The sequence below is a fragment of the Mesorhizobium sp. YM1C-6-2 genome, from assembly GCF_003666685.1.
In the GTDB taxonomy this organism is placed as follows: Bacteria; Pseudomonadota; Alphaproteobacteria; order Rhizobiales; family Rhizobiaceae; genus Mesorhizobium_K.
Window position 1 is genome coordinate 467,706 of record NZ_RCIZ01000002.1, and the last position, 20,190, is coordinate 487,895.

Below are 20,190 nucleotides of genomic sequence, written 5' to 3' on the forward strand. Positions count from 1 at the left end.
GAGTATTTTATGGCAGTCTCGTTCAAGCAAGTGACGAAGCGGTTCGCGGACGGCACCGTCGCGCTCGACCATCTCGACCTCGACTTCGAGCTCGGCGAATTCGTCGTGCTGCTAGGCCCTTCCGGGTCGGGCAAGACCACCGCCTGCCGCCTGCTGGCCGGTCTGGAGCAGCCGTCGAGCGGTCGCATCGAGATCGACGGCAAGGATGTCACCAACGTGCCGCCGCGCTTCCGCGGCATCGGCATGGTGTTCCAGAACTACGCGCTCTACAGCCACAAGTCCGTCTTCGAGAACATCGCCTATCCCCTGCGCATCCGCAAAGTTCCCGCCGCCGATATCGAGCGGTCGGTCAGGGACGTGGCCGATTTGCTGCGTATCGGGGACTACCTGAAGCGCAAGCCGGCGCAGCTTTCCGGCGGCCAGGCGCAACGCGTCGCCGTGGCGCGCGCGCTTGTGTGGGAACCGGCGATCTGCCTGATGGACGAGCCGCTGTCCAATCTCGACGCGCTGCTGCGCCTCCACATGCGCACCGAGCTCAACCGCCTGCACCGCAAGCTCGACAAGACCTTCGTCTTCGTCACCCATGACCAGGAAGAGGCGATGACGCTGGCGACGCGCATCGCTGTGCTGAAGGACGGAAGGCTGGTGCAGTTCGACGAGCCGAAGACCATCTACCGCAAACCCGCCAATCGCTTCGTCGCCGAATTCATGGGCCGCCCGGCGATGAACACGATCGACGGCATGGTCGAGGGTGGGGTTTTCCGTGCCGGCGCGGTCGCCTGCCCGGTGGACCGGTCGGACGGGCCGGTCACGCTGGGTATCCGGCCCGAGCAGATCGAGCTCGCAGCCGCCAGCACACCCGGGGCCATGACGCTCACTGTCGATGTCAAGGAAGCCGTCGAGCCCGATACGCTGCTGATCTTCCAGAACTCGGGCGGCAACGCCATCACGCTGCGGACTCAGGCCAATTGCGATGCGATCGAGGCCGGCCAGCCGGTAAGCCTCGCCTTTCCCAAGTCGGCGCTGCACTATTTCGATGCCAGGACCGGGCAGAGGGTCGAATGACCGCGACGAGCTTTGTCCCGCTCATCCTGGCGGCGGTCGTCTGGCTGGTTTTCTGGCGGCTGAACCGGAAAACCGGATGGTTCACGATCGGCGAGGTGATCTTCTGGGACGTGATCATCCTCATTCTCATCCAGCTGGTATGGCTGCGATGGTTCTGAGAAACCGCCAGATCAGATACAGCACAGGAGAGCTGCGATGACCTCGCCTCCACGCTGGCGTCGCTTCGACGAGTGGGATACGCGGCCGCTGCGTCACGACCAGTTTGCGGTCGAGGATCCGGAGGCCGGGTTCGCGACCTTTCACAGCCCTTGGGACCCGGCGCCGTCGGCACGCGTGGAGAACGGCCGCGTCGTCGAGATCGACGGCAAGCCTGAGGCCGAGTTCGACATACTCGATTCCTTCATTGCAGCTCATCACCTCGACCTCGACGTGATCGACGAGGCGATGGCGATGGATTCGGGCGAGGTCGCCCGCATGCTGGTCGACATCAACGTGCCGCGCGAGAGGCTGGAGCGCCTGGCGCGGGGGATGACGCCGGCGAAGCTGGCTTCCGTCGTCTCGCATCTGTCGTCGCTGGAGATCACCTTCGCCTATTCGAAGATGCGGCAGCGCCGCACGCCGGGTAATCAGGCGCACGTCACCAATGCCAAGGACGATCCGCTGCAGCTCGCCGCGGATGCCGCGGTGGCCGTGGCGCTCGGCTTCGACGAGATCGAGACGACGATGCGTGTCGCATCGAACTCCTGGTCCAACGCCATCGCTTGCGCGGTCGGCGCCTCGGTCGGGCGCGGCGGTGTGCTGTTCCAATGCTCGATCGAGGAAGCGGAAGAGCTGCGCATCGGCATGGCGGGCTTCACCTCCTACGCCGAGACGGTGTCGGTCTATGGCACTGAGGCGGCCTTCGTCGATGGCGACGACACCCCGTGGTCCAAGGCGTTCCTCACCGCCGCCTATGCTTCGCGGGGCATCAAGGCGCGCTGCACCTCCGGCGCATCGGCCGAACTGCTGATGGGTTTCCACGAGAAGCAGTCGGTGCTCTATCTCGAAGCGCGGTGCCTCTGCCTGCAGCGCGCCATGGGCGTGCAGGGCACGCAGAACGGCGGCATCGACGGGGCGCCGCTGACCGTCTCGATGGCCGGCGGCATGCGCGAGCTGATGGCCGAGAACCTCATCGCCGTCTGGCTGGGCCTCGAATGCGCCTCCGGCAACGACACGCGTGTAAGCGAATCCGAGATCCGCATCGGCGCCAAGATCACGCCGTACCTCATGGCCGGCTCCGACCTCCTGTGTTCCGGCATGGGCTCGATCCGCAAATACGACAATTCGTTCAACCCCTCGCTCTTCAACGGCGAGGACGTGGAGGATTTCCTCGCCCTGCAGCGCGACCTCGAAGCCGATGGCGGCCTGACGCCCATCGAAGAGGGAGATATCCGCGAACTCCGGATGCGGGCGATCAAGGCGCTGGCGGCGGTCTTCCGGGAGTTGGGTCTGGCCGAAATTCCGGAAGCCTGGATGCTCTCGGTCGCAGCCGCCTCAGGCTCGCTCGACACCGAAACCTTCTCGACCGGCGAGGTCACGCGCATCAGCGAGGCGATCCGCGATCGCGGGCTGACGGCGGTGGACGCGGTGCGGGCGCTGGAGAAGCATGGTTTCGTGCACGAGGCCGAGAACCTGCTGTTGATGCTGCGGCAGCGCATCTCCGGCGATTACCTGCAGACCTCCGCCATCCTGCGCGACGGCAAGGTCATCAGCGCGCTCAACGATCCCAACGATTACCAGGGACCGGGCACCGGGTACCGGATGTCGGAGGCCCGTCGGCAGGCGGTGAACGGCGTCCGCGACCTGCAGACCCGCGAAAAGGTCCTCGACACCGAGCGCCGCGTCGACCCGACCGCGGAGCCGTGGCTGATCGCCGGACGCGAAGCGAACAAGGGGACCGACCCGCGCGAGGTGGTTATCGGTCTGAGCCCCGCCTTCGGCAATGAACTCACCCAGACGACTGCCGGCCACGACCTGATCGACGTGGTGCTGGCGCTGACCGACGGCGTGCGGGAAGGCGGCGGGAACCCACGCCTCGTGCGCATCCGCCACACCGCCGATACTTCGTTCCTCGGCCTGACGGCGGCACGCCTTTCCGGCTCGGGTTATGCGATCGGCATCCAGGCCAAGGGCACGGCGGTGATCCATCGCGCCGGCCGGCTGCCGCACATGAACATCGAACTCTTCTCCAACGCACCGATCACGACGCTCGACCACTACCGCGCCATGGGCCGCAACGCCGCGCTGCACGCGCTGGGGCGCGAGCCGGAACCGGTCATCGTGCCGACCGAAGGCCAGGCGCTCGGCGCCCGCTACCACGTCCGCGTCGCCATGCTCTACGCGATCGAGACAGGCCTCGTGATCCCGGACGCTCCGCCGCTCGAACTGGCGCTGAGCATCGGCCAAGGAGGGATGCAGCAATGAGCTCTCCGCTGGATATCTATCCGATCTCGGAAGAGGCGCCCGAGCGCGCCGTCTCGGCTTCGGGCATGCCGCTTGATCGGCTGACACTCGACGCGGTCGTGTCGGGCCAGGTCGGCGCCCGGGATATCCGCATCTCGGCGGATGTCCTCAAGCTGCAGGCCGGGATTGCCCGCGCCGCCGGCCGGGATCGCCTCGCGCTCAATCTCGAACGTGCCGCCGAGCTGGTGGAAGTGCCGCAGGACGTCATCCTCGAGACCTACGAGATGATGAGGCCGGGACGTATATCCGATCCCGCGCCGCTGTCGGAACGCGCCGAAATGCTGCGGCGGGAATACGGGGCGCATTCCATCGCGGCGCTGATCGACGAGGCCGTCGCCGTCTACGAGCGCCGCAACCTGTTTCGTCGCCGTTACTGAATGAGGAAGGAAATAGCATGATTCTTGAGGGCAGGACGGCGATCGTGACCGGTGCTGGCTCCGGTATCGGACGCGCCGGATCGGAGGCCATGGCCCGCGAGGGCGCCATCGTCGTCGCAACGGACCGCGATATTGCCGCTGCGCGCGAAACGGCGGACCGGATCGCGGCCGCCGGCGGCAAGGCGGAAGCGTGGCAACTGGACGTTACGGACGACGCAGCGGTCGCCGCGCTGATCGGCGATGTCGCCACCCGTCACGGCCGGATCGACATCCTGCACAACCATGCCGGCGTCCAGGTGGCCGGCAGCCTCGAGGAGATCGAAATTGCGGGTTTTGACCGGTCGTGGGCGGTAAACGTCCATGCCCAGTTCGTCGCCTGCCAGGCCGTCCTGCCGATCATGAAGAAGCAGCGGCGCGGGGCGATCTTGAACACGTCCTCGAACTCCGGCGTCTTCCTCGACAGGGCGATGACGGCCTACATAACCAGCAAGGCGGCGTCGATCACGATGACCCGTCAGATCGCGCTGGACGTGGCGCGCTACGGCATACGCATCAATGCGCTCTGTCCTGGCTGGGTCGATACGCCTTTCAACGACCCCTACACGAGACAGCTTGGCGGCCGAAAGGCGCTGGAGCATGCGATCGCCAACATCGTGCCGATGGGCCGTTTCGCCACGCCCGAGGAGATCGCGGAGGTGATCTTGTTCATGGTGTCGGACCGCTCCTCCTACATGACCGGCCATGCGCTTGTGGCTGATGGCGGCGAGTCGCTTGCGGGCGGAACGAACTCGGTGAGCGACAGCGAGGAAGCCCTGGCTTCCTGATCGCTCCGATGCACACGTCCCTTACTTTGGGCGCGAAGGTGAGGGCGGACGTTCAAGTCGCAGGACGCGACGTCCAGATGCGCCTATGCCGGGAAGCGGCGAGGGCGCTCACAAGGCAGCAGTTTTCGCCGGTACGGTCGTGAGTTCGTTCCTGTCGATGGCGTTGGAAATCCCCTCGACGGTCCTGAGGTAGTGTTCCGTCAGGAGCGCGCACGCCTTGTCCGCGTCGCGGTCGAGCGTCGCCTCGGCCAGCGCGCCGTGCTCCGCCTGCACGTCGCGGGATACCGGCAATGACGCGTTGAGCAGCACAGGGATGCGATAGCGCTCGGTCGCGGCATAGAGGCGCTCGAAGAACGCCATCTTCCACGGCGATCCGCAAGCCGACAGCAGCGCGCGATGAAAGAGAAGGTGCCGGGCCTCCAGCGCCCATATGCCGTCGGGCGCCTTTGCTCGCGCGACCTGCAGGTTGAGCGCATAGAGCGCCGAGACGATCCCCGCGGCCCAGTTGTCGTCGCCGAGCTCAATCGAGGAGCGCAACGCGTCGGTCTCGATCAGTATCCTCGTGGATACGGCATCCTTGAGTTCTTCCAGCGACAGCGGCGCAACCCGGAAGCCGCGCAGGGATTCGGCGGTGACCAGGAGTTCCGCGTGAAGCCGGTTGAGCGCCTCGCGCAACGGGGAAAATCCCATTCCATATCGCTTGCTGAGATCGGCCAGCCGCAACGGGCGACCCGGCGCAAGCTCGCCCCGGATTATGTCGTGGCGCAGCGCCTCATAGGCTTTTTCGGCAAGGGTCATGGGTACCGTTCTCTTAGTCTGAATCCATAACTCATCGTGGCGTTTGTCGGCAATCCCAAAAACTTTCGAAAATTATGTTGCTTTCGAAAGAACGACAATCCATCTTGGCTCGCTCGGGAAGGTTTGTGCAAAGGGAGGTTGCGGTGGCGAGAGAGCGGGAGAACTATCGCGAGGACGTCGCCGGACGCGCGAACGTCGAGGATACGCCGGAACTGCTGGCGTATTACGAGGAACTGGAGCGCCATAAGGCGGGCGCGCTCTGGACCGTCGCCAACAAGATCGAGCCTGGGAGCCGAAATCTCAATCGGTTCCGGTGGTCTGGCGTTATGCCGACCTGCGTTCGCACGTGCTGCGCTCCGTCGATCTGGTGACCCCGGAAAAGGCCGGACGGCGCGTGATCTATCTCAACAATCCCGGACGTACCGACGTGGCTGCGGCCGTCGGCTGGATCTATGGCGGACTGCAGGTGATGAAGCCCGGCGAAGTCGCCTCCGCGCACCGCCATTCCGCTTCGGCCATCCGCTTCATCATGGAGGGCTCAGGCGCCTATACCGTGGTGGACGGCCACAAGATGACGCTCGGCGCGAATGACTTCGTGCTGACGCCGAACGGCACCTGGCACGAGCATGGCGTCGAGGCTACCGGCACCTCCTGCATCTGGCAGGACGGGCTGGACATCCCCTTCGTCAACGCGATGGAGGCCAATTTCTATGAGGTGCATCCGGATCTGAGCCAGGTCGTCGGCTACGAGGTCGACGACATGACCAAGACGTGGGGAAATCCCGGCCTCAGGCCGATGGGTGAATCCTGGGCCAAGGGCTACAGCCCGATGTTCAAATACGAATGGGCGCCGACCTACGAGTCGTTGCTGAAATACGGGTCCTGCACCGATGGCTCGCCCTTCGACGGCGTGCTGATGGAATATGTGAACCCGTCGAACAATGGCCCGGTGATGCAGACGCTGGGCGCATCCATGCAGATGCTGCGACCCGGCGAACATACGAAGGCGCACCGCCATACCGGCAGCGGCCTGTTCCACGTCGCGAAAGGCAGCGGCTACTCGATCATAAACGGGCAGCGCTACGACTGGCATGAGCACGACATATTCTGCGTGCCGTCATGGGCCTGGCACGAGCATGTGAACGGCTCCGACCGCGACGATGCCTGCCTGTTCTGCCTGTCCGATCTGCCGGTGATGCGTGCGCTCGGCCTCTACCGGGAGCAGGCGTTCGGGGACAATGGCGGCTTCCAGCCGCTCAACTGAAGGAAGAAGCATGAAACTCGTGACCTATCGCGCCTCCGTCGAGGCGGCGGCGAAGCTCGGCGTCCTCGTCGATGACCTTGTGGTCGATGTCGCGGCGCTTGGGACGACGCAAGGCGCCCGGCTGCCCGACACGATGCTGGGGCTGATCGATGCGGGACGGCCGGGGCTGGAGACCTTGCGTGCGTGTCTCGATGCGGCAGGCGGACGTTTTCCCGCTGGAGCGGCGACGGCGCTGGCGAATGTGAAACTGCTCGCTCCCATCCCGCGTCCCCGCAAGAACATCTTCGGCATCGGCCTGAACTATGTGGAGCATGTCGCCGAAAGTGCGAAGTCGCTCGACACCGCCAAGGAACTGCCGAAGCAGCCGGTGATCTTCTCGAAACCGCCGACGGCCGTGATCGGGCCGGGCGACGGCATCGAGCACAATGGCAGGATCACGCAGCAGCTCGACTGGGAGGTGGAGCTTGCCGTCATCATCGGCACCACGGCCCGCCGCGTGCGCAGGGAGGACGCGTTGGGTCACGTGTTCGGCTATTCGGTCATGATCGATGTTTCGGCGCGCGACAACCGGCGCGCAGGGCAGTGGATATTCTCCAAGGGCCTCGACACCTACGCGCCGTTCGGCCCCTGCATCGTCACCGCAGACGAAATTCCCTATCCGCAGGTGCTCGATCTCTGGCTGACCCTCAACGGCGTCGAGAAGCAGCGCTCCAACACGCGCCACATGCTGTTCAAGGTCGACCACCTGATCGCCGATATCTCGTCGGGGATTACGCTCGAGCCCGGCGATATCATCGCCAGCGGTACGCCGGAGGGCGTCGGCGCCGGGCGCAGTCCCCAGGAGTGGATGAAGCCTGGCGATGTCGTCGTGGCGTGCGTCGAAGGTATCGGGACGCTCCGGCATCCGGTGGTCGATGCGACGCCCGAATAGGCGGACGCCGGTCCCGCCCTCGGTTTTGCGGACAGCCTTGCTTGCGTATCCGCCGGTCGCTAGCAAGGTGTGTCTCCTGACGGTTCCGGAGATGCCGACTCTCAACTGCCCGACAGGCAAAAGCTGATGCGTTTCGATCTGGACGACGTAGGGGCGCAAAACGCCTACAAGCTCCTGGCGGCGACCGTGATGCCGCGCCCGATCGCCTGGGTCGTGACACTGGACCGGGAAGGGACGATCAACGCCGCGCCGTTCAGCTTCTTCAACGTGATGGGATCGGCCCCGCCCACGGTTGCCCTCGGCATTCTTGCCGATCCGGAACGAGGCTTCAAGGATACGGCCCGCAACATCCTCGACACCGAGGAGTTCGTCGTCAATCTGGTGCCCGAGCGTCTCGTCGGCGCGATGAACGTCACCGCCGTCGATGCGCCGCGCGGTGTTGACGAACTGGCGCTCGCCAACCTCGCAACGTCGCCGTCGTCGCGTGTCAGGCCCCCACGCATCGCAGAAAGCCCGGTGAACTTCGAATGCGTATTGCTGTCCTCGGTGCAGACCGGTCCGGCGCAGCTGGTGGCGATCGGTCGGGTTCTGGTTGTTCACATCGACGACGACTATCTCCTCGACGTCGAACGAGCCTATGTCGACACGCCGAAACTGGATCTCGTCGCCCGCTCCTATGGCAGCGGCTATGTGCGCAGCCGTGACACTTTCAATCTCGAAAGGCCGAAATGGAGCGACTGGGTCGCCGAAGGACGGGTAAAATAATCGAACGTACAGGAATTTTCGCAAATCCTGATTGACAAGGCGCGGCCAATCAGAAAACTTAACTCCCAAGTAAAGAAATCCGAAAACGACGGATCGTCAATGGGAGTTTTGCGATGCTGCAGGAACGCGTCGAAGGGCGGTGGCTGGACTGTTTCCGGCGCGTCTTTGCGCTGAACGGTATCGGCAAGGGAACGCAGGTCGCGGTCCTGTCCGAGACGCAGTCGCGTCCGGTTCTCATCCATCTTTCGGAACTCGCCCTTCACGACCTCGGCGCCGAATTCTGCATGATCCAGATGCCGACGCCGCGCCAGACCGCGCCGGTGCCGGTGAAATCCACGGGAACGTCCTGGGCGATCCAGGGCAATCGCCCCGTGATCGAAGCGCTGAAACGCGTCGACGTGATCGTGGATTGCACGGTCGAGGGCCTGATCCACGCGCCCGAGTGGCCGGAGATCGAGGACGCGGGACGCACCCGCCTGCTCGTGATCTGCAACGAACACCCTGAAATTCTCGAGCGTACCGAGCCGACGGCGGAGCTCGGTCCGAAGGTGGCGCGCGGAATACAGCTGCTGCGCGATGCCAATGAGATGCGCGTCACCTCCGCGGCCGGCACCGATCTCGTCATCGATCTCCGCAACGCCCCTTGCGGTGGCACGCCCGGCTTCGGCACGACGCCGGGTTCGGTGGCGCACTGGCCGGGCGGGTTGTGCCTTGCCTTCCCGGGCAAGAACTGCGTCAACGGCCGTATAGTCATGGATGTCGGCGACATGAACCTGACGTTCAAGACGACGCTGGCCAGTCGCATCGACTTCACGGTCGAGGACGATTTCGTGACCTCGATCAAGGGCGACGGCGTCGATGCCATCCATTTCCGCGAATACATGGAAGCCTGGAACGACCGCAACGCCTACGGCATGAGCCATGTCGGCTGGGGCATGCATCCTCGCGCCCGCTGGGTTTCGGCCGCCATGTACGACAAGCGCGACATGCAGGCCGTCGAGTTTCGCGCCCTGGCCGGCTCGTTCCTGTGGTCGACAGGCGCCAACCAGTATGCCGGCCGCTACACGCTCGGTCATTTCGACCTGCCGATGCGCAACTGCACGATCGCACTGGACGGGATCGTCGTCGTCAAGGACGGCGTCCTGCAAGGCGAACTGGCGCTCTGACGCCCTCCGGAGAAAGTGATTTATGAGCAGCGATATCGCCGACTATTACGATCTGTCCCGCATCCGCCCCGAAGTGCAGGCCAAGCTGCGGCTGGTCAACGAACTCGGCCGCGATAAGTTCGCGCCGCGCGCCAAGTCGATAGACGACGACGCATCGTTCCCGGTCGAGAACTACAGGGATCTGGCCGCCGAAGGTTTCCTCGGCCTCTGCATTCCCGAGGAATTCGGCGGCTGGGGCTATTCGATGTTCGAATACGCCATGGTCGGCGCCGAGATCGGCAAATATTGCGGCGCCACTGCGCTCACCTTCAACATGCACAATTCGTCCATGGCCTGGTCGCGCTTCATGTACGAGATGCCCAACCTCACGCCCGAGGAGAAGGCGGCATTCGCGCCGCTGCGCGAGCGACAGTTTCGCCGCGCCATCGCCGAGAAGGCGATCTATTCGCAGCCGATCTCGGAAGGCGGGCAGAACTGGACCTCGAAGCCCAACCAGACGCAGTGCCGCAAGGTCGACGGTGGCTGGAAGATCAACGGGTTCAAGAAGTTCGCATCGCTCGCAGGCTATTGCGACTACTACACCATCGTCTGCACCGAGGTCTTCGAGGGGCAGGAGCCCCGCCACGAAGACACCATGCTGTTCGTGGTGCACAAGGACGCGCCCGGCCTCAGCGTGAAAGGCGACTGGGACCCGCTCGGCATGCGGGGCACCAACAGCCGCGACCTCATCCTCAAGGATGTCTTCGTCACCGAGGAGGACATGCTGATGCCGCGCGGCATCTTCGGCAAGACGCTGCCCAACTGGCCGCACATGATGGCGACGTTGTCGCCCACCTATATGGGCGTGGCACAGGGCGCCTTCGACTTCATGGTCGACTACCTGAAGGGCAATATCCCCGGTCAGCCGCCGATCGACCGGCGCATGTACGCGACAAAGCGCGTCGCCGTCGGCAAGATGTATGCCCGCCTCGCCAGCATCCGTGCGCTGTGGTGGCAGGCCTTCAGCGAGGCTAAGGGCTTTCCGAGCAAGGCAGAGGTGCTGCGCATGTATGCGGCGCAGTACAACGTCATGGAGGGCGCGGCCGAAATGGCCTCGATGGCGATCCGTACCTGCGGCGGCCAGTCGATGCTGAAGTCCCTGCCATTGGAGCGCATGTATCGGGACAGCCGCTGCGGTGCGCTGATGCTGCCCTACACGTCGGAGATCATGGAGGACTATATCGCCGTCCTCTCGCTCTACGAGATGGACGAGATCGACAGCGCTCCGGGAGACGAGGGCGGCGCGCGCACATCGCTCTGGCGCGGCGATTCCGGCACGCTTCGGTCCCTGCGTTAGATCGATGGCGCGGGGGACCGTCGAAGCTACCGGCAGCTTGAGCGCCTCGCCCGAGGCGGTCTGGTCCGTATTGTCCGATTTCTGCGGCGCGTGGCATCCTGCGATAGCCTCGATCCGAGCCGAAAGGGATGAGCGTGGCGCCGTTGTCCGCGCCTTCACGGTACATGGCGAGGATACGCTCTATCGCGAGCGGCTGACATGGCTGAGCGACAGCGACCGAACGCTTGGATACACCCATCTGGAGGGTATCGAAGGCGCCCGGGCCTATGACGCTCGTATCGAGGTGGACGGCACCGAGGACAGCGGCAGCGTGGTACGCTGGAGCGCCGTGGTCGAGGCCGACAGCCCACGCCTCGACGCGATCTGCGCGGGCACCAAAGCCGTCTTCGAAAGCGGCCTCGCGGCGCTGGCGGAAGCGGTCGGCAAGACTGGCGTAACGCAAGTGGCGAAACCCTTGCCCGCGCCGGTTCCGACGGCTGACATCATCATCGATTCCGAGCCGCGCCTTGCGCTGACCGTCACGCCTCAAGCTCCCGGTCCTCTCTGCCTCTTCCTGCATGGGATAGGTGGGGCGCGCGGCAACTGGCTGCCCCAGCTCGCTGTTGCCGGGAGCGCGACGCGTGCGGCCGCACTCGATCTGCGCGGCTATGGCGGCAGCGCGCTCGGTCGGCATCAATCGACGGTCGACGACTATTGCGACGACATCCTGCGGGTGATGGAAAAGCTGGGTGCGGATCGTCTGGTTCTGGCCGGCCTCTCCTACGGGTCCTGGATCGCGACGTCCTTTGCCATGCGCTATCCGGAAAAGCTGGTGGGGCTGGTTCTGTCCGGCGGCTGCACGGGAATGTCCGAGGCCGGTCCCGAAGAACGCGAGGCCTTTCGCGTCAGCCGCGAAGTGCCGCTGAATGCCGGCCAGACGCCAGCCGATTTCGCGCCGGCCGTCGTGAAGGTTTTGGCCGGCCCCAACGCCTCCGAGGCGGTCAAGGCGGAATTGCTCGCCTCGATGGCGGCCATCCCCGCGGCCACCTATCGCGATGCGCTGGTCTGCTTCACCAATCCGCGCGAGCGCTTCGACTTTGCGCGCCTGAACATGCCGGTGCTGATGATGACCGGCGAGCATGACCGTCTGGCGCCGCCCTCCGAGATCAGGGGAGTGGCCGAACGTATCCTGGCGCAGGCGAAGCATCCGGACGTGCGCTACGAGACGATCGCCGATGCGGGCCATGTCTGCAATGTCGAGCAGCCTGAAGCGTACAGCCGGGTCCTGCTCGAGTTTCTGGCGAGGCTGCGGTGATGACCGCGCTTCCCAAGCGGCAACAGAACAGGATCGAGCGCGAGCGGCGTATCCTCGAAGCCGCAAGGAAGGTCTTTGCCGAAACCGGATATTCGGGTGCGACGATGGACGTCGTCGCCGTCGAGGCCGGCCTGTCGAAGCCCACCCTCTATCAATATTTCGAATCCAAGGAAGCGCTGTTCGAGGCGATGATGCTCGTCGAGCGCGACCACATGCTCGACGCTTTCCAGCATCCGTCGCCGCGAGGAATGGTGGCCGAGCTGCTGGAGTTTTCCTGGGCCTACGCCGACACGGTTCTGCGCCCCGACATGCTGTCGCTCGCTCGCCTGATCATCGGCGAGGTGCAGCGTTTTCCCGAGATCGGCCACGCCTATCAGGCATCCGGCCCGGACCGGCTGCTGCGCGGAATCATGGACTATCTGGACGACCAGAAGAAGGCCGGGCGGCTGGCTTTCGAGGACACCGAGTTGACCGCGCAGGATCTATGGGGCCTGATCCTCTCGGCGCCCCGCAACCAGGCGCTCTACATGCCCGACAACCCGCCGACGCGCGGCGAAGTTGCCCGCTTCATCCACAACGGCCTCAGGGTTTTTCTCAAGGCCTATTCCACCCGATCCCAGGCCGATATCGCTGAACTCGAACGATGCATCGGCGCCACCTCCAGGAAGGTCAGACATGACAGCTGAGGATTATCTGGCGGACCCCGCCAGCCGTTTCGCCACGGTCGCGATGACCGACACGAACGGGCTGTTGCGCGGGCAGATGGTATCCGTGGGCAGCCTGAAGGGCATCATGAAGAACGGCATGGGCATGGCGCCGGCCCAGCTGGCGCTCGATCCCACCGACGCCATGCTGACGATCCCCGGCGTCAATGACGACAAGGGCGATTTCCACGACGATCCCCTGCAGGTCGATCCGGCCTCCGCCAGGCGGCTGCCATGGTCGAAGCCCGGCTACGATCTTCTGGTCCTGTCGAACTACACCGGTGCCGCGGCGCAGATATGCCCCCGCGCGATCCTGAAGTCGGTCCTTGCGCGCGCCGCCGACGCTGGGCTCGTGCCGAAATACGGGATGGAGCTCGAATACACGCTGTTCGACGAGACGCCGGAAAGCGCGAGAGCCAAGGGCTATCGCAACCTCAAGACGGCGACGGCGCATGCCAGCCACGACCTCGTTCTCTACCAGGTCGTGCAGACTGAGTGGTACGAGGCCGTCGCCGGAATATGCGAACCGCTGAGAATCGACCTGGCGAAAATGCATGAGGAGATCGGCGCCGGCTTCATGGAGGCCTGCATCGCCGCCGGCGAGGGCATAGAGCCCGCCGACCAATTGGTCCTCTTGAAGAATTTCATCCGTGCGCTGGCCCTGCGGCAGGGAAAGTCGGTCACCTTCATGCCGCGCTGGAACGAACAGGCCGACAGCCAGTCGATACACCTGCACATCAGCGTGAAGGACAAGGACGGCAAGTCGCTGTTCTGGGATCCGGCCGAGAAGAACGGCGTCAGCCGCACCTTCCGGCACTTCCTCGGCGGCCTGCAGGCCTATGTCGGCGACATGACGCTCCTGTTCCAGCCGACGGTCAATTCCTACAGGCGTTTCGCGCCGGGCACCTTCGCTCCGCCCGGCCTCACATGGGGTTTCGAGAACCGCACGACCTGCTTTCGTCTTGTCGGCCATGATCCGGGATCGCTCAGGGTGGAGAACCGCCTGCCGGGAGCTGACTCCAACCCCTATCTCTCCACCGCGGCCACCATTGCCGCCGGCATCGCCGGCATTCTCGGCGAGATCGAGCCGGACGACGAAGTCATCGGCTCGGGTTATGCCCAGGAACCTTCCCGCGACTTCGCCCGCTCGATGCCCGAGGCGATCGAGCGATTGCGCGGATCGGCGTTCGCAAAGGACTGGCTCGGCGAGCGCTTCGTCGAGGCGTTCACCTCAACCCGTCAGGGGCAATACGACGAATTCCGTCGCAAGGTTCCCGACGTGGAGCTGGAGCGGTTCTTCGACCTGGGATGAGACCTGCCATGGACGCCGATCTCCGCAGTCGTTTCCTTGAAGGGATGAGCCGGGTTGCCTCGGCGGTCACCGTCGTGACCACCGATGGCGACGCGGGCCGGTTCGGCGTCACCGTATCGTCGATGACTTCGGTGTCGGCCGATACGACCAGGCCGTCATTGCTGATCAGCGTCCATCATCTCAGCCCCGCCTGCGAGGCGATCCGCAACAACCGGCGGTTTTGCGCGAATGTGCTGAGCGGCAACCAGAGCTTCGTCTCCGATCTTTTCTCCGGCCGGCTCAAACACCTGAACGAGGATCGTTTTGGTGCGATCGGCTGGCATCCAGGCGCGACCGGCGCGCCGATCATCGACGGTGCCGTGGTCGCACTGGACTGCGAGTTGAAGACCGCGCTGCTCTGGGGAACGCATTTCATCTTCATCGGCGAGGTCGAGCAGATCGAGCTCTCGGCCCAGCGTTCGCCGCTGGTCTACGCCAACCGGGGCTACCGGCGCGCCATTCCGATAGCCCCTGAAGACCACCAGCGCCATTCTCCCGGGAACCAGCTGCGCGTCGGCTTCTTCATCACGCTCGGCCCGGAGCTGGTGCCGGCGCTGTTCGCCGATTTCGCAAGCAGGAAGCCGAGCGTCGATCTTCGCCTACTGGAGGCCGATCACGACGATCTTGTCGAGCAGATGCGTGCCGGCAACATCGAGACGGCCATCACCTTCGGTTCCGTGGAAGACCCCGACATCGCGGTCGAGCCCATATGCCCGCCCGACCCGCATGTGCTGGTGAGCGTCGACCATCCGCTGGCCGGGAAATCCAGCCTTCGCCTCGCCGACCTGGCGGAACAGCCGATGATCCTGCTGGATCATCCCTCGGTCCGCAGGGCCAACGCAGCGCTGTTCGACCGCCACGGCTCGAAGCCCATCGTGCGTTTGCAGTCGCCTTCGTTCGCCATGGTGCGGGGGATGGTGGCGCAAGGCCTCGGATATTCCATCGTCCCGCAGGAGCCGCAGACGAAGACGGGTCCGGACGGCAAGGCCATGCTGGCGATACCCCTGGAGGAGGAATTCCCGGAAGGCGCCGTCATCGCCCTTGCGCAGCAGGCGGACCGCCGCGGCCCGCTGGTGGAGGATTTCGTGGCGCGATGCCGCACCCATTTTACGGCCCGCATCAGAGCCGGGTGAGAGAGGAAACGACAGGCCCGGCGGCTACGGGCAGGTGAATACGGCGCTCGACGCCGGGAGCAGAGGGCGCGGACCGAACGGCCGGCCGAGGGGAACTGAACTCAAAGGGAGATCGTGGACATGAGTATCGAGGGGACCAATCAACTTCGCAAGAATTCGCTGGGGCTCATCGCCGTCACCTTCATGGTGATATCGGCGGCGGCGCCGCTGACGGGCATAGCCGGCGCCATGCCGATCGCCTTCCTGCTCGGGAACGGGGCGGGCATTCCCGCCACCTTCATCTTCGTGACGCTCCTGATGCTCGCCTTCTCGGCCGGCTATGTGGCGATGTCGCGTTATGTCACCAATGCGGGCGCCTTCTACGCCTATGCCGCGCACGGGCTTGGCGGGCGCACGGCTGGCGCGATCGCCATCGTTGCGCTTGTTGCCTACAACGCCATGCAATTCGGCCTGATCGGCCTGCTTGGCGGCATAGCATCGGGCGTCTTCGCCGAATTCGGCATCGTCCTGCCCTGGTGGGGATGGAGCCTGATCGCCATCCTCCTTTTTGGTATCCTCGGCTACCGGCAGGTGAACCTTTCCGCCAAGGTGATGGTCGTCCTTGTCGCGCTCGAATACCTGATCGTCCTGATCGTCGACTTCGCGATCATCGGCAAGGGCGGCGGCCCGAACGGTCTTTCGGTCAATATCTTCGACACCAGCGCGATCTTCTCCGGTTCACTCACCATCGCGGTGCTGTTCTGCCTGGGCTCCTTCATCGGTTTCGAGGCAACGACGATCTATGCCGAGGAAGCCCGCGAGCCTGAAAAGACCATTCCGCGCGCGACCTATCTGTCCGTGCTGATGATCGGCGTCTTCTACGTCTTCAGCACATGGCTGATGATCGCGGGCGTCGGCGCCGAAAATCTCGTCCCGACGCTCCAGGCGCTTCCCGATCCGTCCGCCTTTTTCTTCAACCTGGCGGGCGAATATGTCGGCGGGCCGATACCGGCGATCGCCGGGATACTGCTCGTGACCAGCCTCTTTGCGGCGCTTTCGGCCTTCCACAACTACATCGCCCGCTACAGCTACGTCGCGGGTCGCGAAGGTCTGCTGCCGGCCGCCTTCGGACGCACGCATTCCGACCACCAGAGCCCGCATATCGGCTCCGTGGTGCAGACCGTCGGCGCGCTGGTCGTCGTGGCGATCTTCGCCGGGCTCGGCCTCGATCCGGTGCTCAACCTGTTCACCTGGATCAGCCAGGTGGGGACGCTCGGCATCCTGGGCATGATGATCGTCACGTCCGTCGCGGTCATCGCATATTTCGGCCGCAGGCAATTGAAGGCATCGGCGCTGACGACCAGGCTCCTGCCCGCTCTGTCGGCGCTGATCATGGCCGCCCTGTTCGTCTACATCTTCCTGAACTTCGGCGACCTGACCGGCACGACAGGCGGTGCGCTCGGCATCATCCTGCCCTGCCTGATTCCGGCGGCCGCAATCGTCGGCTACCTCCTGGCGGTCCGGCTGGAAAAAGCAGATCCCGCCCGCTTCGCCGCCATGGGGCAGAACCGGAACTGAGCGAATTTTGCCCGGGCTGGAGCACACCTGCCGCACAGCCCGGGCAAATTCGGCGGGGACGTCGCCATTCAATGCGGAAGATGGCGAGTGTAAATTCGCCGCCGGCCGGCTTAATCGAAATTGGTAGACATCTGACCGGAAATGTTTCCTTCAGCGTCGAGTACTCGCACCGTTCGCCACAGATGCATGCATGTGCACGGGTGAGAGATTCCGAACTCAACTATATCACCCACTTTTAGGTCCACGTCGTGGGCCGATAAGAACGCATGCTGATCGTTGAGCCGTGTTACGATGATGTCCGTAGTATCTAGCTGCTGATCCACACCGTCTCGGAATACGCGCAATGCGCGCGGCAAGCCCGCGTCGTAGGAGGCGTGGCGCATGCCCATGCCGCATATGGCCAAGCCCGACTCCGGTCGCGACAAGACCTCCGCCCACACGCGCAGCGCCGGACGGAAGGGACCTATATCGGAGACATCGGCTTGTGCGAAACCGTGTCGTGCCCCCATCGCCGTCAAGGCGCGCTCGTAGAGCCCATGATCGCTGAACAGAATTGCACCCGGCCGTATGATCAGGTCGGCATTCTCATCCAGCTCGACGGTTCGCCCCAAGAGAGCAGCAACGCGGTCAAGATACATCGAGCCTCCCGCAGTCACTATCAGGCGACGGTTGGGCCCCACGGACTGCCTCAGATATTCGAGAGCGCGGCCTTGCAAGGACAACAACGTGTCGACGCGGTGAACGGCATCGTTCATGTCGCCGGTGGCTGCGGCGCCCTCATATGCTGCGACACCAGCTAACAGAATGTCGCCGTTCTTGTCTGCACGGATCGCCGCATCGACTACGCGGGCAAAGGCGTCGAGGTTGCGAGCGCCCGCGCGGCCAGCGCCCAACTCCAACAGCACCGCGGCGCAGCGGGCCGGACGCACCTCCTGCCATGCGACGGCTAGCGCCTCCACCGTATCGACTGAATCGGCGAAGACAAAAAATTCAACGTCCGGGTGGGCCGCTGCGAGCAGTGCGAAATGACGCGCGCCGTGAATTCCCCCGACTTCATTTGCAATCAGGACCCGCTTTATTCCGGCGTCGACCATGACGGTCGCCTGGCGCACGTCCGCGACCGTGATTCCCCATCCCCCGGCCTCGACGAAATCAACGGCAAGGTTAGGGAGCATCGCTGTCTTCACGTGCGGCGCGATCAGAAGGTGATGACCGGCGCCGTAGCGCAGAAGGGCGTCGCGGTTTGAACGGTAGACCTCGAGGTCGAGCGTCAGCATGGGCAACGGCAATGCACCGTTTTCCGGGCGCGGCTTCAGGTCTGCTTCGAAATCATACACGTCTTTTAGACGCGCCCCGGATGGAGCTGCCTGCATAGTCGTGTCCATGTCCACTCTCTGCGGTAGGGGCACTACGCTATCGGTTTACGTCGGGGTCTTTGGGTATCCGGCGGGATATTCCCGCAACGTCAGGCCGCCATCGACCGTCAGCGTTTGACCGGTGATGTAGCCCGCCCGTTCACTGGCAAGGAAGGCTACTGCTTCTGCAATGTCGGCAGGCGCGGCGAAACGGCCGATCGGAATGAAGGCCTCGACCGCCGCCCTGAAATCCGCGTCATACATCGGTCCGGCGCCTTCCGTCATGACGTGCCCGGGCTCAACCGCATTCACGGAAATTCCGAACGGCGCAAGCTCGAGTGCCGAGGCGCGAACGAATCCGTTGATGCCGGCCTTGGTGGAGGCATAATGTGCCATGCCCGCGATTGCCGTGCGGTTTCCGGTTATGGAAGAGGACGCGACGATGCGCCCGTAGCGCTGGGCCTTCATGGCCGGCAGACATGCCTGCACGGAGAGAAAGACGCCTTTGAGGTTGACGGACATCAACCGATCCCAGAGCGCCTCCTCCATCGTGTCGAGCGGTGCGCTGTCGAAGACGGCGGCGTTCGGACAGAGCACGTCGATTCGGCCGAACGTTTTAAGCGTCTCGGCTGCGACGCGCTCCATGTCGGCTGCGGAAGATACGTCTGCGGTTGTCGCGAGGACCTGACGGTCCCCGAATTTCTCTCGTACCTCGCCGACGAGGTCGGCGTCGCGGTCGATGATCACCACCGCCGCACCATCGTCCGACAGCTTCTGTGCGATCGCGAGGCCGATGCCGCGGCCTGCACCGGTAACGAGAGCTACCCTGCCTTTTTGTGATACACCAGACATGATTGTTCCCTCCCTAGCCGGCGAAAGGTGTTTCGAGGACGCCAGGGACGTCGACGTCGATCGCGAAAAGCGCGCCCGCCAGTGGGGTCTTCTCGAAACCGGCCTCGTCCATGTAGACCCACTTGCCATCGATCATGTCGATCGAGGCTGATGTGACATACAGAGTGCCTAGATCCGGCCCGCCAAACGCACAGCTTGTCGGGCTCTTGACCGGCATCTCTATGACGCGGTCTTCCGTTCCGTCCGGCCGATACCGGGTGACCCGCCAGCCGCCCCAGTGGGTGGACCAGAGATATCCTTCTGCATCTACGGTCGACCCGTCCGGAATACCGTGCCGCTCATCGACGGTTGCGAACACGCGGCCTCTGGACGCTGCCCCGGTGGCGGGGTCGATGTCGTAAGCCCAGATCTCGCGGTCCTGGCTGCGTGTGTGATACATCCTCCGCCCGTCCGGGCTGAAAGACGGACCGTTGGAACAGACGTAGCCGTCATTCACAGGCAGCACACTGCCGTCCGCCTCTATGCAAAAGAGGCGGCCGAATTTGTCGGTCTCCAGGCGGTCGGTGGTTCCCGCCCAGAGGCGGCCTTGGCGGTCGCATTTGGCATCGTTGAAACTCGCGCGCGGCATGTCGGCGATCGGATTCACGAATGGCCGCCGTGAGCCCTGTTTGAAATCGACTAGTGACACCCCGTCGCTTCCCGCCAGCGCGAACCCGCCCGCTCGGCGCGCCACCAGCGCGCCGAGTTGTTCAGGCAATGGCCCAACATCCAGCTTTTCGTCCGTCAGCCCGACCGGATCGAAGCGATGCAGTTCGGGCCGCATCTGGTCGATCCAGTAGAGCAACCCTTCGTCAGCCGACCACAGGGCTCCCTCTCCAAGGACGGACCTGGATTCGTGAATGCAACGCACGTTCAT

The 20,190-nt window shown here is 64.2% G+C and carries 18 protein-coding genes and 1 pseudogene; 15 read left to right on the forward strand and 4 right to left on the reverse strand.

What is annotated here, in order from left to right; all coding sequences use genetic code 11:
- Nucleotides 1-9: 9 nt before the first annotated feature.
- From D8676_RS07115 to D8676_RS07130, 5 genes are read left to right on the forward strand one after another with little or no spacing between them, the layout of a single operon-like run.
- Nucleotides 10-1,065 (forward strand): ABC transporter ATP-binding protein, encoded by a 1,056-nt coding sequence (locus tag D8676_RS07115; RefSeq protein WP_121580139.1) that lies wholly within the window; start codon nucleotides 10-12, stop codon nucleotides 1,063-1,065.
- On the forward strand, nucleotides 1,062-1,223 hold the full coding sequence (locus D8676_RS27230) for a hypothetical protein (protein ID WP_183097011.1): 162 nt from the start codon (nucleotides 1,062-1,064) through the stop codon (nucleotides 1,221-1,223). The genes D8676_RS07115 and D8676_RS27230 overlap by 4 nt, the downstream gene beginning before the upstream one ends.
- Nucleotides 1,224-1,260: 37 nt before the next feature.
- Nucleotides 1,261-3,528, forward strand: a complete 2,268-nt coding sequence (locus D8676_RS07120; protein ID WP_121580140.1) for a propanediol/glycerol family dehydratase large subunit — start codon at nucleotides 1,261-1,263, stop codon at nucleotides 3,526-3,528.
- On the forward strand, nucleotides 3,525-3,944 hold the full coding sequence (locus tag D8676_RS07125; RefSeq protein ID WP_121580141.1) for a diol dehydratase small subunit: 420 nt from the start codon (nucleotides 3,525-3,527) through the stop codon (nucleotides 3,942-3,944). Before D8676_RS07120 ends, D8676_RS07125 begins: the two co-directional genes overlap by 4 nt.
- A 17-nt stretch (nucleotides 3,945-3,961) precedes the next feature.
- Nucleotides 3,962-4,768 (forward strand): SDR family NAD(P)-dependent oxidoreductase, encoded by an 807-nt coding sequence (locus tag D8676_RS07130; protein ID WP_121580142.1) that lies wholly within the window; start codon nucleotides 3,962-3,964, stop codon nucleotides 4,766-4,768.
- A gap of 108 nt (nucleotides 4,769-4,876) precedes the next feature.
- On the opposite strand, the gene D8676_RS07135 is transcribed toward D8676_RS07130, so the two are convergent.
- Complete coding sequence (locus D8676_RS07135; protein ID WP_121580143.1) at nucleotides 4,877-5,566, reverse strand: GntR family transcriptional regulator; 690 nt, start codon at nucleotides 5,564-5,566, stop codon at nucleotides 4,877-4,879.
- 143 nt (nucleotides 5,567-5,709) lie between these two features.
- Between D8676_RS07135 and D8676_RS07140 the strand changes: the two are divergent.
- The 10 genes and pseudogenes from D8676_RS07140 to D8676_RS07185 all read left to right on the forward strand — a co-directional run bounded on the left by D8676_RS07140 (nucleotide 5,710) and on the right by D8676_RS07185 (nucleotide 17,067).
- Nucleotides 5,710-6,830: pseudogene (locus D8676_RS07140) on the forward strand (cupin domain-containing protein).
- A gap of 10 nt (nucleotides 6,831-6,840) precedes the next feature.
- Nucleotides 6,841-7,761 carry a fumarylacetoacetate hydrolase family protein gene (locus tag D8676_RS07145; protein WP_121580144.1) on the forward strand — a complete coding sequence of 307 codons (921 nt, stop codon included), beginning with the start codon at nucleotides 6,841-6,843 and terminating at the stop codon, nucleotides 7,759-7,761.
- 126 nt (nucleotides 7,762-7,887) lie between these two features.
- Nucleotides 7,888-8,526, forward strand: coding sequence for a flavin reductase family protein (locus tag D8676_RS07150; protein WP_121580145.1), 639 nt, complete (start codon nucleotides 7,888-7,890; stop codon nucleotides 8,524-8,526).
- Between the two features lie 113 nt (nucleotides 8,527-8,639).
- A complete protein-coding gene (locus D8676_RS07155) occupies nucleotides 8,640-9,692 on the forward strand; it encodes a peptidase M29 (protein ID WP_121580146.1) in 1,053 nt (350 codons plus the stop codon).
- A gap of 22 nt (nucleotides 9,693-9,714) precedes the next feature.
- Entirely contained in the window at nucleotides 9,715-11,028 is a 1,314-nt protein-coding gene (locus D8676_RS07160; RefSeq protein WP_121580147.1) for an acyl-CoA dehydrogenase family protein, read from the forward strand.
- 4 nt (nucleotides 11,029-11,032) lie between these two features.
- Nucleotides 11,033-12,322 carry an alpha/beta fold hydrolase gene (locus tag D8676_RS07165; protein ID WP_121580148.1) on the forward strand — a complete coding sequence of 430 codons (1,290 nt, stop codon included), beginning with the start codon at nucleotides 11,033-11,035 and terminating at the stop codon, nucleotides 12,320-12,322.
- Nucleotides 12,322-13,008, forward strand: coding sequence for a TetR/AcrR family transcriptional regulator (locus tag D8676_RS07170; protein ID WP_121580149.1), 687 nt, complete (start codon nucleotides 12,322-12,324; stop codon nucleotides 13,006-13,008). Before D8676_RS07165 ends, D8676_RS07170 begins: the two co-directional genes overlap by 1 nt.
- A complete protein-coding gene (locus D8676_RS07175) occupies nucleotides 12,998-14,338 on the forward strand; it encodes a glutamine synthetase family protein (protein WP_121580150.1) in 1,341 nt (446 codons plus the stop codon). The genes D8676_RS07170 and D8676_RS07175 overlap by 11 nt, the downstream gene beginning before the upstream one ends.
- Nucleotides 14,339-14,346: 8 nt before the next feature.
- Entirely contained in the window at nucleotides 14,347-15,510 is a 1,164-nt protein-coding gene (locus D8676_RS27235; protein WP_210210709.1) for a LysR substrate-binding domain-containing protein, read from the forward strand.
- 120 nt (nucleotides 15,511-15,630) lie between these two features.
- A complete protein-coding gene (locus D8676_RS07185) occupies nucleotides 15,631-17,067 on the forward strand; it encodes an APC family permease (RefSeq protein WP_121580151.1) in 1,437 nt (478 codons plus the stop codon).
- Between the two features lie 110 nt (nucleotides 17,068-17,177).
- Here D8676_RS07185 and D8676_RS07190 read toward each other — a convergent pair whose 3' ends face one another.
- From D8676_RS07190 to D8676_RS07200, 3 genes are read right to left on the reverse strand one after another with little or no spacing between them, the layout of a single operon-like run.
- Entirely contained in the window at nucleotides 17,178-18,452 is a 1,275-nt protein-coding gene (locus D8676_RS07190) for an amino acid deaminase (RefSeq protein ID WP_121580152.1), read from the reverse strand.
- A 36-nt stretch (nucleotides 18,453-18,488) separates the two neighbouring features.
- Nucleotides 18,489-19,403: an SDR family oxidoreductase gene (locus tag D8676_RS07195; RefSeq protein ID WP_348629004.1), complete on the reverse strand. Its 915-nt coding sequence runs from the start codon at nucleotides 19,401-19,403 to the stop codon at nucleotides 18,489-18,491.
- Nucleotides 19,288-20,190, reverse strand: coding sequence for an SMP-30/gluconolactonase/LRE family protein (locus D8676_RS07200; protein ID WP_121580154.1), 903 nt, complete (start codon nucleotides 20,188-20,190; stop codon nucleotides 19,288-19,290). Before D8676_RS07200 ends, D8676_RS07195 begins: the two co-directional genes overlap by 116 nt.

Bases quoted from the DNA above. Each gene is read 5' to 3' on its own strand.
- D8676_RS07185 (WP_121580151.1), top strand. From the start codon at position 15,631: ATGAGTATCGAGGGGACCAATCAACTTCGCAAGAATTCGCTGGGGCTC.
- D8676_RS07200 (WP_121580154.1), bottom strand. From the start codon at position 20,190: ATGAACGTGCGTTGCATTCACGAATCCAGGTCCGTCCTTGGAGAGGGA.
- D8676_RS07155 (WP_121580146.1), top strand. From the start codon at position 8,640: ATGCTGCAGGAACGCGTCGAAGGGCGGTGGCTGGACTGTTTCCGGCGC.
- D8676_RS07195 (WP_348629004.1), bottom strand. From the start codon at position 19,403: ATGGCAAGTGGGTCTACATGGACGAGGCCGGTTTCGAGAAGACCCCAC.
- D8676_RS07115 (WP_121580139.1), top strand. From the start codon at position 10: ATGGCAGTCTCGTTCAAGCAAGTGACGAAGCGGTTCGCGGACGGCACC.
- D8676_RS27235 (WP_210210709.1), top strand. From the start codon at position 14,347: ATGGACGCCGATCTCCGCAGTCGTTTCCTTGAAGGGATGAGCCGGGTT.
- D8676_RS27230 (WP_183097011.1), top strand. From the start codon at position 1,062: ATGACCGCGACGAGCTTTGTCCCGCTCATCCTGGCGGCGGTCGTCTGG.
- D8676_RS07170 (WP_121580149.1), top strand. From the start codon at position 12,322: ATGACCGCGCTTCCCAAGCGGCAACAGAACAGGATCGAGCGCGAGCGG.
- D8676_RS07165 (WP_121580148.1), top strand. From the start codon at position 11,033: ATGGCGCGGGGGACCGTCGAAGCTACCGGCAGCTTGAGCGCCTCGCCC.
- D8676_RS07120 (WP_121580140.1), top strand. From the start codon at position 1,261: ATGACCTCGCCTCCACGCTGGCGTCGCTTCGACGAGTGGGATACGCGG.
- D8676_RS07135 (WP_121580143.1), bottom strand. From the start codon at position 5,566: ATGACCCTTGCCGAAAAAGCCTATGAGGCGCTGCGCCACGACATAATC.
- D8676_RS07130 (WP_121580142.1), top strand. From the start codon at position 3,962: ATGATTCTTGAGGGCAGGACGGCGATCGTGACCGGTGCTGGCTCCGGT.
- D8676_RS07190 (WP_121580152.1), bottom strand. From the start codon at position 18,452: ATGGACACGACTATGCAGGCAGCTCCATCCGGGGCGCGTCTAAAAGAC.
- D8676_RS07150 (WP_121580145.1), top strand. From the start codon at position 7,888: ATGCGTTTCGATCTGGACGACGTAGGGGCGCAAAACGCCTACAAGCTC.
- D8676_RS07175 (WP_121580150.1), top strand. From the start codon at position 12,998: ATGACAGCTGAGGATTATCTGGCGGACCCCGCCAGCCGTTTCGCCACG.
- D8676_RS07160 (WP_121580147.1), top strand. From the start codon at position 9,715: ATGAGCAGCGATATCGCCGACTATTACGATCTGTCCCGCATCCGCCCC.
- D8676_RS07125 (WP_121580141.1), top strand. From the start codon at position 3,525: ATGAGCTCTCCGCTGGATATCTATCCGATCTCGGAAGAGGCGCCCGAG.
- D8676_RS07145 (WP_121580144.1), top strand. From the start codon at position 6,841: ATGAAACTCGTGACCTATCGCGCCTCCGTCGAGGCGGCGGCGAAGCTC.